14 protein-coding genes are annotated in these 16823 nt (G+C 47.4%); 8 read left to right on the top strand and 6 right to left on the bottom strand.

Features of this window, described 5'->3' with window-relative positions; all coding sequences use genetic code 11:
- Nucleotides 1–16 precede the first annotated feature (16 nt).
- The 3 genes from LZG72_RS03160 to LZG72_RS03150 form a co-directional block, all read right to left on the bottom strand.
- The gene (locus LZG72_RS03160; protein WP_233867391.1) at nt 17–3268 is read right to left on the bottom strand and encodes a TonB-dependent receptor; all 3252 of its coding nucleotides are present in this window, start codon (nt 3266–3268) and stop codon (nt 17–19) included.
- Between the two features lie 194 nt (nt 3269–3462).
- Entirely contained in the window at nt 3463–4656 is a 1194-nt protein-coding gene (locus LZG72_RS03155; protein ID WP_233867390.1) for a FecR family protein, read from the bottom strand.
- A 166-nt stretch (nt 4657–4822) separates the two neighbouring features.
- Nucleotides 4823–5398: an RNA polymerase sigma-70 factor gene (locus LZG72_RS03150; RefSeq protein ID WP_233867388.1), complete on the bottom strand. Its 576-nt coding sequence runs from the start codon at nt 5396–5398 to the stop codon at nt 4823–4825.
- A gap of 253 nt (nt 5399–5651) precedes the next feature.
- Here LZG72_RS03150 and LZG72_RS03145 point away from each other — a divergent pair, with 253 nt between their 5' ends.
- The 6 genes from LZG72_RS03145 to LZG72_RS03120 all read left to right on the top strand — a co-directional run bounded on the left by LZG72_RS03145 (nt 5652) and on the right by LZG72_RS03120 (nt 13174).
- A complete protein-coding gene (locus tag LZG72_RS03145; RefSeq protein WP_233867386.1) occupies nt 5652–6197 on the top strand; it encodes a sigma-70 family RNA polymerase sigma factor in 546 nt (181 codons plus the stop codon).
- A 34-nt stretch (nt 6198–6231) separates the two neighbouring features.
- Entirely contained in the window at nt 6232–6984 is a 753-nt protein-coding gene (locus LZG72_RS03140) for a hypothetical protein (protein WP_233867384.1), read from the top strand.
- 5 nt (nt 6985–6989) lie between these two features.
- Nucleotides 6990–8177: a hypothetical protein gene (locus LZG72_RS03135; protein WP_233867382.1), complete on the top strand. Its 1188-nt coding sequence runs from the start codon at nt 6990–6992 to the stop codon at nt 8175–8177.
- Between the two features lie 168 nt (nt 8178–8345).
- Nucleotides 8346–10709 (top strand): TonB-dependent receptor, encoded by a 2364-nt coding sequence (locus LZG72_RS03130; RefSeq protein WP_233867380.1) that lies wholly within the window; start codon nt 8346–8348, stop codon nt 10707–10709.
- Nucleotides 10710–10753: 44 nt separating this feature from the next.
- Nucleotides 10754–11977 carry a DUF4374 domain-containing protein gene (locus LZG72_RS03125; RefSeq protein ID WP_233867378.1) on the top strand — a complete coding sequence of 408 codons (1224 nt, stop codon included), beginning with the start codon at nt 10754–10756 and terminating at the stop codon, nt 11975–11977.
- A 39-nt stretch (nt 11978–12016) separates the two neighbouring features.
- Nucleotides 12017–13174, top strand: coding sequence for a PepSY domain-containing protein (locus LZG72_RS03120; RefSeq protein WP_233867375.1), 1158 nt, complete (start codon nt 12017–12019; stop codon nt 13172–13174).
- A gap of 82 nt (nt 13175–13256) precedes the next feature.
- On the opposite strand, the gene LZG72_RS03115 is transcribed toward LZG72_RS03120, so the two are convergent.
- Both LZG72_RS03115 and LZG72_RS03110 read right to left on the bottom strand, forming a co-directional pair.
- On the bottom strand, nt 13257–13694 hold the full coding sequence (locus LZG72_RS03115) for a GNAT family N-acetyltransferase (RefSeq protein ID WP_233867373.1): 438 nt from the start codon (nt 13692–13694) through the stop codon (nt 13257–13259).
- Between the two features lie 80 nt (nt 13695–13774).
- Nucleotides 13775–15256, bottom strand: coding sequence for a PLP-dependent aminotransferase family protein (locus LZG72_RS03110; RefSeq protein ID WP_233867372.1), 1482 nt, complete (start codon nt 15254–15256; stop codon nt 13775–13777).
- A 78-nt stretch (nt 15257–15334) separates the two neighbouring features.
- Here LZG72_RS03110 and LZG72_RS03105 point away from each other — a divergent pair, with 78 nt between their 5' ends.
- Nucleotides 15335–15994, top strand: coding sequence for an FMN-dependent NADH-azoreductase (locus LZG72_RS03105; RefSeq protein WP_233867371.1), 660 nt, complete (start codon nt 15335–15337; stop codon nt 15992–15994).
- A 30-nt stretch (nt 15995–16024) separates the two neighbouring features.
- Nucleotides 16025–16459, top strand: a complete 435-nt coding sequence (locus LZG72_RS03100) for a carboxymuconolactone decarboxylase family protein (RefSeq protein ID WP_233867370.1) — start codon at nt 16025–16027, stop codon at nt 16457–16459.
- A 107-nt stretch (nt 16460–16566) separates the two neighbouring features.
- Here the strand turns inward: LZG72_RS03100 and LZG72_RS03095 are convergent, their stop codons facing one another.
- Nucleotides 16567–16815: a hypothetical protein gene (locus tag LZG72_RS03095; protein ID WP_233867369.1), complete on the bottom strand. Its 249-nt coding sequence runs from the start codon at nt 16813–16815 to the stop codon at nt 16567–16569.
- Nucleotides 16816–16823 lie beyond the last annotated feature (8 nt).

Raw genomic sequence — 16823 nt, 5'->3', positions numbered from 1 at the left:
GAGTCAGGACGGTGTGTTAAAATCCGGCACGGAGACCGAACGTCACCGACTTGGACGTGGGGTAGCTAAACTGGTCGAAGCCTTGTGCCGTCGAGTTGGAGCCGCCGCTTGAATTAACCTCAGGGTCCCACCAGGAGTACTTCGTGAATGTCAGCAGATTTTGTGCGCTGGCATACAGCTGAACATTCTGGACCCACTTCACACCCCATTTTTGGATCGGGAAATTATAGGCCAACTGAATGTTTTTCAACCGCATATAGGATCCGTTTTCGACAAATCGATCCGATACGTTGACTCTCGTTGTCGTACTGAGCGCCGGATATTTTGCCGTTTGGTTCGACGGCGTCCAGTGGTTCAGATAAACTTCCCGGGGCATATTTAGTCCATTGGAATAGTCCACCGTGTTGTTGATCGAGCTCGTATTGAGAATGTCGTTACCCTGCGTTCCCTGGATAAAAATCGTCAGGTCGAAGTTTTTGAAGGACATATTTGAATTCAGCCCATAAATAAACACAGGATTGGGATTCCCGATGTACGTTTTGTCGAGCACAGTAATGGTGCCATCGTTATTCACATCCTGGTATTTGATCTTCCCTTTTTCATCATACCCGTTTTCAATATACCCCCAGAAACGTCCCATCGGCTGGCCTTCCCTCAGGATATTGCGGGTATCGGTAATGGTGTTGATGTCGACAAAACCGCCCAGGATGTCCTGCCCGCCGTATAATTTGATCACTTTATTCCTGTTCAGGGAGATGTTACCGCCCAGGTCCCATCTGAAAGCGCCATGAAAAATGTTGCCATTTACACCCAGCTCAAAACCTTTATTCTGAACTTCCCCGATATTCTGGATCGTACTGTTGAAACCCAGCGAAGACGGCAACTGCACGGTGTTGAGCAGGTCACGGGTGTTTTTATGATAATAATCTGCGGTAATATTGACCCGGTTACGCAGAATCCCCACGTCAATTCCGATATCGCGCTGTTCCGTAGTTTCCCATTTCAAATTTCCGGGTAATACGGTTCCGGGAGCGTAGGTTGTAAACAGTGCGTCATCAAAGACCGTTTTTCCAGAAAGCAGCTGATTAAGAGTCGCATATGGGCCAATTGCCTGGCTGCCCGTAAGTCCCCAGCTGAGCCTCAGTTTCAAGTCGGAGATAAACGTATTGTCTTTCAGAAACGCCTCATTGGAAATGCGCCAGGCCAGTGCCGCGGATGGGAAATATCCCCATTTATTACCCTCACTGTATTTGGATGAGCCGTCGACACGGAAACTGGCGGTGGCCAGGTATCTGCTGTCAAATGCGTAATTGACCCGTCCCAAATACGAAAGCAACGATGATTTGGAGTAGGAAGAACCAGGTATTCCCGGGGTATTCGCGGCAGCCAGATCGTGCGTTTGGCTCGTATTGCTCAGAAACCCAATTCCGCTTCCGGTCAGGCCGGTGCTCACGAAATCCTGGTAGGTTACGCCCACTACCGCTGAAACGCTGTGCTTTTGAGCGATGATTTTGTTATAGCTGATCGTATTCTCGCTCAGCAAGCTGGTAAACTGGCTTGTGCTGACACTTGCGCTTCCCTGTGAATTAATAAAACTATTAGTCGTATATGAATCCGCCCGGTCGTCCGCATTCTCAATCCCACCCGAAATCTTGACCGTCAATTCCGGTATCGGATTATAGATCACCGCGGTATTGGCCAGGATCCGGTTCCCTTTCGTCCGGCTCGATTGCTCATTCAGGAAGTTGATGGGGTTGATCAGCTGCGCATTAATGAACGAGTACGCCGTGCCAAACACGCGGTAAGTTCCGTCCTCGTTGTAGGGATTCAAAATGGGCGGCGCGGAAACTACGCCGGCGATCAGCGACCCGCCCCGGTTGCCTCCCTGACTATTCTGAGCATCTGACTTGACGCGGGTAAGTGTACCAGTAAAATTAACCGTCAGTTTACTGCTAATTGCATGATTCACATTTGCTCTCAGCGAATACCGGTTGTAATCACTGTTTCTGATGATACCTTCCTGATTAAATATGCTTCCCGATAGCGCAAACTGTGTTTTTTCAGTTCCGCCGCTTACATTTAATGCAGTGGTCTTCATCGGGGCTCTTTGAAATGCGAAGTCCTGCCAGTCAAATCCGTCGCCAAATCCATCGATTTGCTGCTGCGTGAAGTAGGGTTTCAGGTTATCGTTGGCGGCCTGCTCGTTGTAAAAAGTTGCATACTCCCGCGCATTCATCATATCCAGCTTTTTTCGCAGCACCTGCGAACTGTAACTGGTTTCAAAATCCACCCGCGTTTGTCCGGCTTTCCCTCGTTTCGTCGTAATCAGCACCACGCCATTTGCACCGCGCGAACCATAAATCGCCGTTGCCGATGCATCCTTCAAAATCTCGATATTCTCAATATCAGCATTGTTCAGCACCGTGGGGTTACTGCCCGACAATGGAAATCCGTCCACCACATACAACGGTTCATTACTGCCCTGGATCGAATTGGTACCGCGGACACGTACGCTGACCGGCGCCCCGGGAGCTCCGGTATTCTGTAAAACCTGCACACCTGCCGAGCGGCCCGAGAGTGCCTGTAACACATTCGTACTTGGGTAGGAATTCAATTCCTTGGCCTTGATCTGCGATATGGAGCCGGTGAGGTCACTTTTTCTGACGGTACCATATCCAACCACCACAATTTCTTCAAGTGCCTTATCGTCTACCGCCAGCGTCACATCCAACGATGCCTGAGCACCCACTTTCAACTCTCTGGAAAGATATCCCACAAAACTGAAAATCAGAACCGCCTCACTATCATCTACTTCGAGCTGATAGTTCCCGTTGATGTCCGTGGTCGTACCGCGTTGTGTACCTTTTAAAACAATGCTAACTCCCGGTAGCCCGCCGCCTTTTTCGTCGGATACCCTGCCCTTCACTTCCAGCTTCCGGGCATCCGCCGCCGGTTCTTCGACGCTCACTTTTTGGACCTTCGGCTTCACGACGATTGTTTTGTCGAGCAGCTCATACGTCAGCGGCTGATTATCAAAGCATTGCTCCAAAACCTGCTGAATAGTCCCTTCGGAGATGTTCACCGTCACGGGTTTTGCTTTTTTCAGAAGTTCATTGTTGTACATAAACAGATAGCCGCTTCTTTTTTTGATCATTTTAATGACCTGTTCCATGGGCGCCCGCTCAACGGAAAGCGAGATTTTCTGCGAAATGGCCGATGCACTTACCTGCATGCAGGCGATTGTGAGGAGGAGAGCACTTAGTTTCATCGTGAACAAAATTTTGGATGGAATAAGGCGGAGCCGTCTGCCATTTTTGCAGCGTAGCTTTATTTTCATAATTTCACAAAGTTTGGGTTTAAGAATAGTTTATGGTTCGCACTGTACACCTATTTCGCAAGCCCCGATTCCGCCGGTAGCGTCGCCACGCTATCGGTTTTTTTGGCCCTGCATTTACTTCTGTTTTACTTATTTTCTTTGATTGAAATTCTGTTTCCTTGTATTTCAAAGTTTAGCTCGCCCGACATTTCGAGCATTTTCAACACATTTGAAAGCGGCGTATTCCGGGAGATAACCGCCGTAAAATGCTTGTCGGGTATCTGTTCCTCGTTTTCAATTTCTACGTCATACCACCGTTTCAACTGTCGCACGATGGTTTTCAAATCCTCGTTTTCAAACTGGAAATAGCCATTTTTCCAGGCAACGGCCTCGTCGGTATCTGCGGCTCGTATGTGTACCTGCCCGCCTACCACTGCCTGTTGACCAGGCATCATGACTTTGCTGCTGACGCCATTGCTTACTTTCACAGAGCCTTCCAGCAATGTCGTTTTGCTAAATGCTTCATTTGCATACGCCATTACATTAAAATGCGTCCCCAGCACTTCCACCTGTGTTTTTCCCGAATGCACGATGAAAGGCTTCTTTGTATTTTTAGTTATTTCAAAATACCCCTCGCCGGTCAGGTCCACGCCACGATTTTCTCCCGTAAATGCGGTCGGAAAGCGCAGTGATGATTCAGAATTAAGCCATACTTTGCTGCCATCCGGCAGGACGATATGATACTGCCCTCCTACCGGCGTCTGGATCGTATTGTATGCATTAACAGCCGTTTCTGCGGATTTCACGACTTCATACACCAGCTGCCCGGCCACTTTGCTCACCCTGATCCCATTTTCCTCGCGCACCGTTCCGTCGGCAATGTCTTCGAGCGCCACAACGGTACCGTCTGCCAGCGTAAGTGTCGCCTTGTCCCCACCCGGGAGTGCATCATTTTTTACTTCAACAGGTTTGACCTCCGCGATTTCTGAACGCTCCTCATTATACGACAACTCAAATGCTGCGTAGGAAAGCATTCCGAAAATCAGAATGGCTGCTGCATATTTCCAGTTTCCAAAGACTGGCCACAGGCGGCGTTCAGGTACTTTATTGCTGATCCTTCCGGAAATATTCTGCCAGGCAGCATCTTTATCCACCGACGAAATAAATTCCAGGTCACTTTCCAGTTTGGCCTCGTTTTCCAGGTCCGCTACTAATCTGCGGTTTTCGGGATCTGAGTCGAGCCAGGTATTCAACTGCACCTGTTCCTCGGCGGACAGATCTCCTTTCAGATACCTGACAATCAAATCTGCTTTTTCAAATGGTCCTCTACCCGCTTGCATTTAAAATCCGTTTATAGATGTAAGACAACTCCGGAAAGGATCGGGGTGAAAGAAGTACTAAAAAAAATGAGATTATTTTTATTTCCCTTCAATGCAGCATGAAAATGCCGTAAATCTGTGTAAGATTTAATGGAATAGAAATAAGAAGGACGAGCAGAATGTGTAACTACTTCAAGATAATGAGCAAAAGCAGGCTGAATGTTTCCATACTTAGTTTTTGCCGTAGCAGGTAAAGTGCGCGCTGCTTTTGGGTCTTCACCGTATTCACCGAAACCCCAAGCTCATCGGCGATTTCCTGATTTTTCTTGCCGTCCAGATAACTCATCTCCGAAATGCGACGGCATCCTGCCGGTAATGATTCTATGGCATGATGGATCTGAGAAAGTACTTCGGAACGAATGATCTCATTTTCTATACTTCTTTCTTCTACAGGCTCCGATGGCTGCTGATCCCGAAATCTCTGAACGATTTTCTGGTGTTTCAGGAGGTTCAGGCTTGAATTTCTGACGGTCGTATACAAATAGCCTTTTATCACGGCAAGGTCCGGGGTAACCTCGTGCCGGCGGTTCCAGTATTGAACGAATGCATCCTGCACAATATCCTCCGACTCCTGCCTATCTCCGGTGATATTAAATGAAAAAAAGACAAGACCTGCGTAACTCTTCCCAAATATCGTCTCAAAAGACAACCCGCTCCCGGCATTATCCTTCGAAAAATCTGATAGCTGATCTGGTGTTCTCATATCGAATCACAGTGACGGCTGCGCGTCCGTAAATAGGGTCTGTATGCATTACCCCGTGTCAGGAGTGTCATAAAAGTATTAATTTTTATATAAATAATAACAAATGCAAAAGTTGCCGCCGGGCTGGCTGTTAAGGCAGGCCGGTGCGTGCTGGCCGCGTGGATCATTGTGCCATTTAAAAACGATTTAAATCGAATTCCTTATTTGAATTTAATCTAAATAGACATACTTTTGTTAAAATGGCACTCAACTATTGGAACACATAGACAATAGCACAACTAACCCCCTCCTATTCAAAGACGAGCAGTCTTTTGAGAGAATTTATTCGCTTTACTGGAAGAAGGTGTATGCCGTATGCTATAAAAATGTCAGGATCGTGGAGGTAGCCCAGGGAATGGTGCAGGATATTTTCCTTTCGCTATGGGAGCGGCGGGATAGCCTTTCTATCACATCTTCTGTCGAGCATTACCTGGTCAGGGCTGCGAAAATGAAGGTTTTTGAGTACTACCGGAACAAAACCATCCAACAAACCCATCTCGCCAAAATTCAGGGAAACAGTGCCTGTTCCACCTGCTGCACCGAACACGAAGTATTCTACAATGACCTGAATGTGCACCTGCAAACGTGGGTGGACGACCTTCCCAGCCAGAGTCAGCGGGTACATTCCTTACGCATGGAAGGAATGAGCAACAAGGAAATCGGGTTTCTGATCGGCATTTCTGAAAAGGCTGTGGAATACCACATCACCAAAGTGCTTCGCCTACTTCAGCAAAAAATTCGCTTCGCGTTTGATTCGTAGATTAGTTTTTACAATTTAGGGTTTTACGCGTGCTATGCTACTCGTTGTGAGAGAGCATGGGCTTTTAGGCATTATGAAAATAGAAATCACACCAGAACTGATCATACGATATCACCAGGGACAATGCACGCAGGAAGAAAAGGAAGTCGTCGTGGAATGGCTTCTGGATCCTGAGGCGGAGGAGAACCTGCATTTGCCTGACGGTGAGCCTGAACTGATCCACAAATTCGAAATCTGGCAAGGCATTTCGAATGGTGTGAAAAAGAATGCACGCCGGGGCCGTCTTATCCGCGTACTCAAAAAAGAGCTTTACGCAATAAGGCCAATTACCCGACTAGCCATTGCCGCGACTGTTTTGCTTTTCGTTGGTAGCCTTGCAGCCGGAATATACTACCCTACCCGATCGGTCGATGGCCAGGTTTCTCTGGATAACCTTGCCGGCAATACAGCCAAGAATGGCAAGCTGGCCAGTTTGTCGTTTACCTTGTCGCCTCAAAGTAAAGCCGAGGCCAATATCCCAGCGTGGACGCGAGCGGTTCAAATCCGTTTTTGCGGTTCTTTGCAGGTCACAAACAATTCCGAAAACGATGTGGAACTGGTGTTCAGTTCGGGCTGCAAGAAAACGAATTACACGTTGCAAAAAGTGACGGTAGCCAAAGGGAAATCCTATCTTGCCACGCATTACCGCATGGAAACGGACGAGATCATTGTGGTAGACAAAGCCCGGATCCTGGACCTTCCTCCACCGCTGGTGAGCCAGTTTATCAAGGACTTTAAGCTGATTTAATGCAAATGTCCCGTATTTGTACCCTGATCGCCGTCCTTCTGACCTCTCTTTTCATTTCTTGTGATAAAAAACCTGCAGACAAAGCAAACCCTAACGAGCGTCCGTACGGCATTCTCGTTTATTCGGCCGATGCGGAAAAAGAGTTTCTGATCCGTGCGGAATCTTTGATGGAGGGCTCCTACGAGGTACCAAAAACTGCCCGGCAAGTGGAGCCCATTGTGTTTGCCTACAAGGATGGAAGCTATTATGGAATAGATGAAAACAAACGAAGTCTTACGCGTTACAAACCAACGGAGAACGAGCTGGTCGCAGATAAAGTCTGCTCACTGGATACCATTCCCTGGAAATACTTTTCGAGCTGGTATGACTGGGTAAGCCCGGATACGCTGCTGATCGGCAGTACCATGGAAGGAAGTCAGTTTGTGTACGCGCTGGTGGATGTGCGGACGATGACGGTGGCCAGTCACGGAACGTTTGACATTCCGTTTCCAGTAAAACCCGAATATTACGGGGGAGTGTTTGCAAAGCTCAGAGATAACCGCATTTACATTGCCTACACCCTTTACGAGGGAGTGAACTCCTTGGCGCCCGCGCGCGACACTACCTACATGGCGGTGGTGGAGTATCCGTCCATGAAAACACTGGATCTGCAAAAAGACACCCGCTCGACCTGGCCGGGAGGCTACTTTTTGCATGCCCCTTTTTCGCTGGTCAACAATGGCGACATTTACTTACTGACGCAGCCGGGCGGCCGGACCCACAATCATCCCACCAAGTCAACCGGGATTTACCGGATCAAAAAAGGGGAAGACAAGCTGGATCCCACGTATTTTTTCAGACCGACAGACCAGCAGAATCAGGAAGGGTACTTGCTGTATGACCTCGGAAATGGCAAAGCGCTGATCAAAATGGTGGAGAAAAAGCGTGTAAACCGGTATATGGATTACCTCGAAAAAAGAATTGTCGACTACTACATACTGGATTTATACACCCAGAAGAAAACGAGGATCGACCTTCCACCCGATCGCCTCAAATTTGAATATAATGTGCTTGTGGAAAACGATCAGGTATATGTTGCTGTAAACAACGGCAATAATGAATCGACGATCTGGCGATATCATGTTCCGAGCGGTAAGCTTACCGAGGGCATTACCATCGACGGGCAGGTCTATATGATCAACCGGCTTCAATAGCTTTAGTTACAACAGAATAAGATTTTGCTATTTTTTTCACCTGCCGCCTAGGGTTACCCGGGCATTGTGCTACTCCTTATTATCTGAGCCGTACAGCGACACCTGCACAGCCCGACCAGCGAAAACTGGGGTTCTTTCAACGTTTCTACACAATTAAAAGTAATGCAAGTGAGCAGATTTTTGCTGATCGGGTGTTTCTGCATCCTGTCCATTCTCGCATCCGGCCAAAACACCGGCACCGCAAATCTTTCGGGCCGGGTATTGTCAGCAACGGGAGCGCCTCTTTCGGATGCCAATGTACTTTTAACCCCAACTTCGACCGGCACAACTACCAATGCCACAGGCGAATACCGTTTTACCAATGTAAAATCCGGCAAATATGTAGTGACCATTACGGCAGTTGGTTTTGACAGACAAACGAAAGTAATTGTACTGAAAGATGAACAGTCGGAATCACTGGACATTACACTGACCGAGCGGGAAAGCAATCTGGAGGAAGTGCAGGTATTGGGTAAAACGCAGGCCCAGGAAGTACGCGAGCAGGCATTTGCAGTGAATGCGATTGAAACAAAACAGTTTGCAAACACCACCGCCGATATGAACCAGGTGCTCAACCGCACCACTGGGATCAGGGTAAGAGAACAGGGAGGCTTGGGTTCCGATTTTAATTTTGCCATCAATGGTCTTTCCGGACGTGCCATCAAGTTTTTTATCGATGGAATCCCCCTGGAAGTAATGGGAAGCGCCATGTCGCTCAACAATGTTCCGGTAAACCTGGCCGAAAGGGTTGAAGTGTACAAAGGTGTGGTGCCGGTTTCGCTTGGATCTGACGCACTTGGCGGAAGTGTAAACCTGATCACGAACCAGCGTGTCAGCAATTTCCTCGACGCAAGCTACAGCGCCGGTTCATTTAATACGCACCGGGCGGCATTGACGGGCCAGTATACCCAAAAAAGTACGGGGATCATATTAAAGGCCAGCGCATTCTATAATTATTCCGACAACAACTACCTGATGCGGGGCGTGGAAGTATGGGATGAGGATCAATACAAATACATTCAAAAAAATTTCCGTCGCTTTCATGACCAGTATAAGTCAGCGATGGGACAGCTTGAAGTCGGTCTCACCAATAAAAAATGGGCGGATGTATTCTTCATCGGCGGGTCTTATTCCAAAACAGACCAGGACATTCAGACCGGTACACGCCAGGAGGTGGTGTACGGAGATGCCACCCGGAATGGGGACGCATTCAACGCCTCGGTTCGCTATCGAAAAGACAATTTATTTACAAAAGGCTTAAATGCCAATGCATTCATTTCGCGGTCGCGGGATCACAACATGGTTACCGATACGGCCGGGTATAAATATGCGTGGGATGGTTCGAGAGTGAAAACCAATCAGTCGGAACTGGGGGGCATTAAATCATTGACGCACATCATCCGGCCCAAAACCTTCGCGCGGCTGAATCTCAGTTATGAAGCCAATGCCTCACATTCATTCAATTTGAACTACACATTTGATCATGTTAAAAATGAGAATTACAACGAATTACTGACAAACCGGGACGATATTCCGGGGTTGCTGGGCAAGCACATACTCGGTCTGGCCTATCAGCAAAATTTATTGAGCGACCGGCTCACCAACACTTTTTTTGCAAAATATTACGGCATCGGCATCGAGCAGAAAGAATTTGTTTCCCTCACCGGGGAATATGCCCCGGCAAGCAGTTTCCTCAACAATTTCGGATACGGCGTAGCCTCCCGATTCAAGATCACCGACAACTCCGGACTCAAAGCTTCTTACGAACAAGCATATCGGCTGCAGGATGTGGGCGAAATGTTCGGCAATGGCTATACCGTGGTCGCCAATCTGGATTTGAAACCGGAATCGGGCCACAACCTGAATGCAGGTGGTTTCTTTGGCCACCGCGTAAACCGCCACCGGTTTTTTGCCGAAGCTTCATGGTTTTTCAGGGATGCAAAAGATTTTATTTATTCGGTTGTGTACCAGTCCAATGCAAGTGTAAGCCGTTTCGAAAACACTTCCAAAGTCCGCGTGACGGGGTTCGAGGCTGAATTTCGCTACGATTACGGCAGCCTGCTCAACTTCAGTATGAATGGCAGCTATCAAAATGCCATCAATAATACCAAGTACGCATTGGGTTCCTCGGGAACGCCGGAAGCTACGTATCTCAACAAAATACCCAACCAGCCCTGGGCTTTCGGAAACGCCGATCTCGGTATAGGTAAAAATGACCTTTTGGGAAAGGGAACCCGCCTGCAGCTCAACTGGGGCGCGCAGTATGTGCATTGGTTTTACCTGACATGGGAAGCATTTGGCAGCAAAGCGAGCAAAAACAAGGTCCCCAGCCAGTTTATCCAGCAAGCCTCTCTTTCGTATTCTCTCAGGGAAGGAAAATATAACGTTTCCGTCGATTGCCGCAATCTTACCAACAGCCTCGCATATGACAACTTCCGGCTTCAAAAACCCGGACGAGCCGTGTTTGTCAAGCTTCGCTACTTCATCCGATGATCCCTTTTTTAGACCATACTTTTTACTTCTAATCAAATAATCCAATGTTTAATTTCTTCAAAAAAGCATCCCATGCTTTAATCCTGATGTCACTGATCCTCGGCCTGGGATCATGCGGTGATGATAAGAATAACACCAACGAGCCTGAGCCCGAGGAGAGCAGTTATGCGATCTGGCTTCAGTTGGGAAGCTGGCCCAACACGTTTCAATATGTGGTAGGTACGCCATCGCTTTCAACCGGCTCAGTAAATCTGAAAGGAAATGGCGTAGAGGTAACAGGCAAAGCAGACTATGGTATCATTCCGCATCAGGGGTTTTATTATTATCCGAGTACAAGTTCGGGCAAAGGACGTTTATCTAAATTTTCCCTCGAAAACAACCAGCTGACCACCGTCCTGGAAGTACCCTATACCCATATTGCCAACATCAACTCGTATATCTGGGCCGATGACAATACCTTGATTTTCTTAGGGACTGATGGTGACAGTAAAAAAATTCTTTACTCTGTGGTGGATGCGAAAACGTTGAAAGTTACCAATGGAGAAATCAAGGCTCCTGCCATTCCGCAAGGATTTTTGAACTACGCACTTGGAAATGTAAACTTTGTGGGCGGCAAACTGTTTCTGGGCCTGGCACATACCGCACAATGGCCTGCGCCGGCAGAGAAAAAGGTGAGCGTGCTTGTGGTGGATTACCCGAGTTTCAATTATGTAAAGACGATCACAGATACCCGCACCGTCGGACCTGGCGTGTCGAATATGTGGAGCCCGGGCTCGTTCTCGGACGAAAAAGGTGACATTTACTATCTGGCGAATCCGAGCTGGATGGGCACGGGGCTGCCTTCGGCAATCTATCGGATCAAAAGCGGCACCACTGAGTTTGATGCGAGCTATTTCTTTAATACCAATACATCCTCGATTGGAAATCCGGCGGAAAGCATCTGGTATTTGGGTAACGGACAAGCCATTGTCAAGTACCTGGATCAAAGTATCGCTGCCGGCGGATCTACATCGCAGCATACCTATGGTTTTGCGACTATCAATGTTGCCAATGGTTCGGTGATCAAAAAACTGACCGAAATTCCATTGGATAAAGGATCGGCGATTGGTAATGTGATCGTGGACGGCGGTAAAGCCTATATTTCGGCAAACTCTGAAACGGGCAAAGATTACATCTGGGAATACGACGTAGCATCAGGCACCGTAAAACCGGGACTCGAAGTAGAAGGAGGTTACGACTTCATCCTCCGCATCGATAAATTGAAATAGAGCCGTTCGCTGCACAACCAATCTTCTGCCTTTTTTACCATGACCTTTAAAAAAATCAATAACTGGCTGCACCTTTGGCTGGGCCTGATCTCCGGGATTATCGTTTTTATAGTATGTATAACCGGCTGCTTATGGGTTTTCAATGAGGAGATTAATGGGATGATCGAGCCGTGGCAGAACGTTGAGGTTCAGCAGAAGCCCTACATAATGCCGTCAAAAGTGGTTGAAAACGCGCGAAAACATCTGAACCTTACTACCGACGAAGTTCCATGGGGAATCCATTACCGGCCGGACAGAGCGGTTACCATTGAACTGGATGAGAGGGAGGTGTCGATGAATCCCTATACTGGTGAGATTCTGAATGTGCATGAACACGAGGAAGGACATTTTGACTTTTTCCATTTCGTACTTGACGGCCACGTAAATCTCTGGCTGCCATACGAAGTCGGCCGCCCGATTGTCGATTACGGCACATTAATGTTCGTCATTTTACTGATCACCGGCCTCATTTGGTGGTTTCCAAAAAAATGGACGAGATCGGCACGTGGGAAAAGTTTTCTCATCAAGTGGACGGCCGGCTGGAAACGCATTAACCTTGATCTGCATAATGTGCTCGGGTTTTACTCACTTCTCTTCACTTTTGTCATAGCAGTTACAGGACTGGCTTTCTGTTTTCATTGGGTTGACGATGGTTTGTATTGGGTTTTTAGTGGCGGAAAAACACAGCCCGATCAAAAAAAAACAGCTATGGTTTCGGACACGCTGAGACTCAATCCTTACGGTCAGACGCCGGAAACATCGATAGACAGTGTTTTGAAGTTTTTGACAACCAAAGTCCCCGATGCCAAAGTAATCGGTATCGACTGGCCAGATCCGAAAAAAGATGCGGCGGTGATCAGGACGCGGGCGACCTATCCGGTGATGGGCACTTACAAATCGGATGTGTACACATTTGATAAACAGACATTTAAGGTACTGGCGACGGAATTGTATGAAGATGAAAACAACGGCGGAAAAGCCAGTCGCATGTACTACGATTTCCACGTCGGTACCATCATGGGATTCTGGGGGAAAGTCATTGCATTTATTGCCACGCTGATCGGTGCCTCGCTGCCTATTACCGGCTTCATTGTCTGGTATAACCGGAAATGGGGAAAGAAAAAGCGAAAACGGGTCACGAAACTCGAATTGCAATAGCAGCTGGCGGCGCTCAACCTCCTGCTTGATATCAAGCAGGAGGTTTTCACTCTGGTTGGTTCACAAAGACTCCTGCTTGCTGCTATTTCAATTTGCATGAAAGATGTAATGCCGCGAGTTGATAGCCACTTTTCAGATATACTTTTTGCGCCGTGTTGTTAGTAAAATCCGTATCGAGCACTACCGCATCCATGTTATTTGATTGAGCAATCGATTTAACATGAGTTAAAAGTCGGGATGCCAATCCTTTGCCCCGGTGAGATTCCAATGTGCACAGATCGTCGATATAAATGATATGTCCACTGTGCAGGGAAGTCATTATGCGGTATCCGGCAAATGCAACGAATTTGCCGTCATCCATCATTCCGGCGATGCTGAACTTCTCATTTGCGATCATCTCGGTAACCATCTCTGACCAATTGTCTTTATTGAGATGGGGCCGTAGCAAGGATGCCACCTCCCAGCATTGCGCGATTTCAAGCTCCGATGTTACTGTTTGAATCCGATATGTAGCCTCCATATTTTGTTTTGGTTTGCTACAAATCTAGATCAGCCGCGAGATGGCTTCATATACCAGGTTCAAAATAAGGGATGGCCCAATCAATGAGTTGAGTGGGGCTGCTGCACGGTTTTTTTCAGAAGGCTGAGCGCTTCCACCATTTCTTTTTCTTCCAATGAAGCAAACCCCAGCCTCATTGCATTCGTCGAAAACGATTCATTCCGACCAAAACTGCCGTTTCCGACATACAGTCCGTTTTTGAATGCATCAACAGACAATTTGACCAGATCAATTTCGGCAACAAAATTCGTCCACACGGCAAGTCCTCCTTCGGGAACTTTGAAATCCAGAACATCGTTAAAGTCGGATTGAAGAATCTGGCAAAAGAGATTTCTGCGTTGCTTGTAAATCCTGAGTGATTTCCGAAAATGCCTTTCCATTTCACCAGTATCATACATCACTGCAAAAGCTTCTTCCAGCAGCGTATCTCCTTGTCTGTCAATAAGTAACCTGAGTGAAGCGGCGGCCTCGATAAACGTCGGCGGCCCGGTCATAAACCCCACGCGCAGCGCAGGCGCAAAAGTTTTCGAGATAGAACCAATGTAAATCACATTCTGGTTGTGGTCGATGCTTGCCAGTGGCAGGTAGGGTTTGTTATCATAATGAAAATCAAAGTCATAGTCATCCTCGATAATGGCGAACCGGTGTGCTTTTGCAAGATCCAGAAGTTTCAACCGTCGTTCAACGCTCATAGTTACCGTTGTCGGACAGTGATGATGCGGTATGATGTATACTGCTTTTATTTTAGTTGAAACCAAAGCCTTTTCAAGATAATCGACATCCATCCCATTGTGATCCACAGGGATCCGGAGCAGGCTGGCACCGGCATGTCTGAAAGTTTCATCCGCTGTTTTGTAATTGGACATTCCGACGGCTATGTGATCCGAAGGTTCCAAAAGCAGCTGAGACGCCAGATAAATCCCCATTTGACTGCCTTTTGTAATCAGCATATTTTCGGTGGAAACAACCAGGCCCCGGGTTTGGGAAAGGTAACCGGATATCGATGCCCGAAGATGTTCCGAGCCTTTTGTACTTCCATATTTCAGGAAGTTTTTTCCATAATGTCTTCTCGAAATGCTCCTGTACTCGCGCATCAGCTGATCCACCGGGGCCAGGCGCACATCAGGAAAACCGTCATCAATGGCCAGTCCGCTTCTCTGAAGACTTTCTCCCGGAGCCGCGCCTTTAAACCTATTTGTCCAGGCGAAAGCTTCATTCGGGCGAGCATCCCGGTTGCTTTCAGGAAGTTTATTTTTGGAAAGAATGGGCAGCTTCGACAGTACAAAAATTCCTTTTCGCTCGATGGATTCCGCCCAGCCCTGACTGATCAGTTCTTCATAGGCCAGCCTGACCGTGTGCCTGTTGATGCCGATCAGTTCCGACAGTACCCGCGAACTGGGCAGCGCATCCGATGGACGCATGGTACCATTGGTAATCAATGCAATAAACTGGTTGCAAACCTGGATATAAAGCGTAACAGCCGCTTTCCGGTCGACCTGGATGAGCGATTTATAGGGTAGCATCTGGGCGGTAGTTTTTGTGAAAATTGGTCTACAAAGCTAGTCCAGTATCGCTATACTTTTGAAGAAAAAAGAATGGAAATGAAGAAAGTATTAGTGATTAATTCAAGTGCCCGAGTGCTGAACTCCCACAGCAGAAAGCTGACTGAGGTATTTACCGATCATTGGCAAAGTTTACATTCAAATGCCGTTATCAAGTTTCGTGAGCTGGGTACTGAGAATGTACCTCACATGACGCAAAGCTGGATTACCGCGGCTTTCAAGCAGGCATCTGCAAGGTCGGCCGAGGAAACGGAGGTTTTGAAAAAAAGCGATGCTTACATTTCCGAACTGCGGGAAGCGGATGTAATTGTCATTGGCGCTCCCATGTACAACTGGTCAGTTCCGAGCACTCTAAAAGCGTATATCGATCAGATTCTGCGGATAAACGAAACCTGGAAAGCCGACCCGGTTAACGTGCAGAATCCTTATATCGGCTTGCTGGAAAATAAGACCCTATTTCTGTTATTATCAAGAGGTTCACAAGGCTACGAGCAGGGTGGATATAACCGGCATATGGATTTTCAAAGCACTTATCTGATGACCGTTTTCAACATAATGGGCATTCATGATATCCATATCATCGCAATTAGCGGCGCGTCGAGGGACAATAGCGACTTGAATATTTCCATTGAAACGGCCTATAAGCAAATCAGAAAACACATTGATATGGAACTGGCGATGCCTGATTCAGCACAATAATTAAATCGTACACCTTTTAAATCAAAATAAATGAAAACGCGGATTCGCATTGACAAAGTAGCACCTGCTGGATACAACGCTGTGCTTGGACTGGAAAAATTCATTGAAAGCACCCCGCTGACAAAAACCCACAAAAACCTGATCAAAATACGTGCTTCCCAGATCAATGGATGTGCTTTTTGCATTGATATGCATACAAAGGAAGCGCGCAAGGCAGGAGAAACAGAGCAGCGCATTTATACCCTGAATGCGTGGCGCGACACGCCGTTCTTCACGGAGGAAGAACAGGCAATATTAGCCCTTACCGAGGAGGTTACATTGATAAACAACCACGTATCAGACGAAACATACGAGCAGGCCGCCAGGCTTTTGGATGAAACCTACCTGGCTCAGGTGATCCTGGCAATCATTACCATAAACGTCTGGAACAGAATTGGCATTACAACCAAACTCGTTCCGGCTTAGAGAGCTTTTTATAGTCATTCATTGTAGTTTTTAATGGCGGCAGGGCAAGTTCCCTGTCGTCATTTTCAATTCGGCCGAGTATAATCCCAATTGGTCTGAATGCAGCTTTAAGTCTTTCCTTTGGCATCCCAATGATCTTTCAGGATCTGGCCCTCTTTTGTTTTGATTAAAACCCGGGAAAACCGTTCGCCTTTGATCCTGCCCACTTTGTCGATGGCACCGATAAAGAGCAAGATCGGGTTTCCATCCGGATCGGTTTTGAAGCTGATGTCATATCGTCCGAACTTTTGAGTGATCATGTGGTCGGGCATATATTTCTTACCCAGTAGTTTCAACAATTTTTCACCGATCTTCATATTCATTT

This window comes from Dyadobacter sp. CY323 (assembly GCF_021390245.1).
GTDB lineage: Bacteria > Bacteroidota > Bacteroidia > Cytophagales > Spirosomataceae > Dyadobacter.
This window is presented reverse-complemented; position numbering and strand designations above follow the sequence as displayed.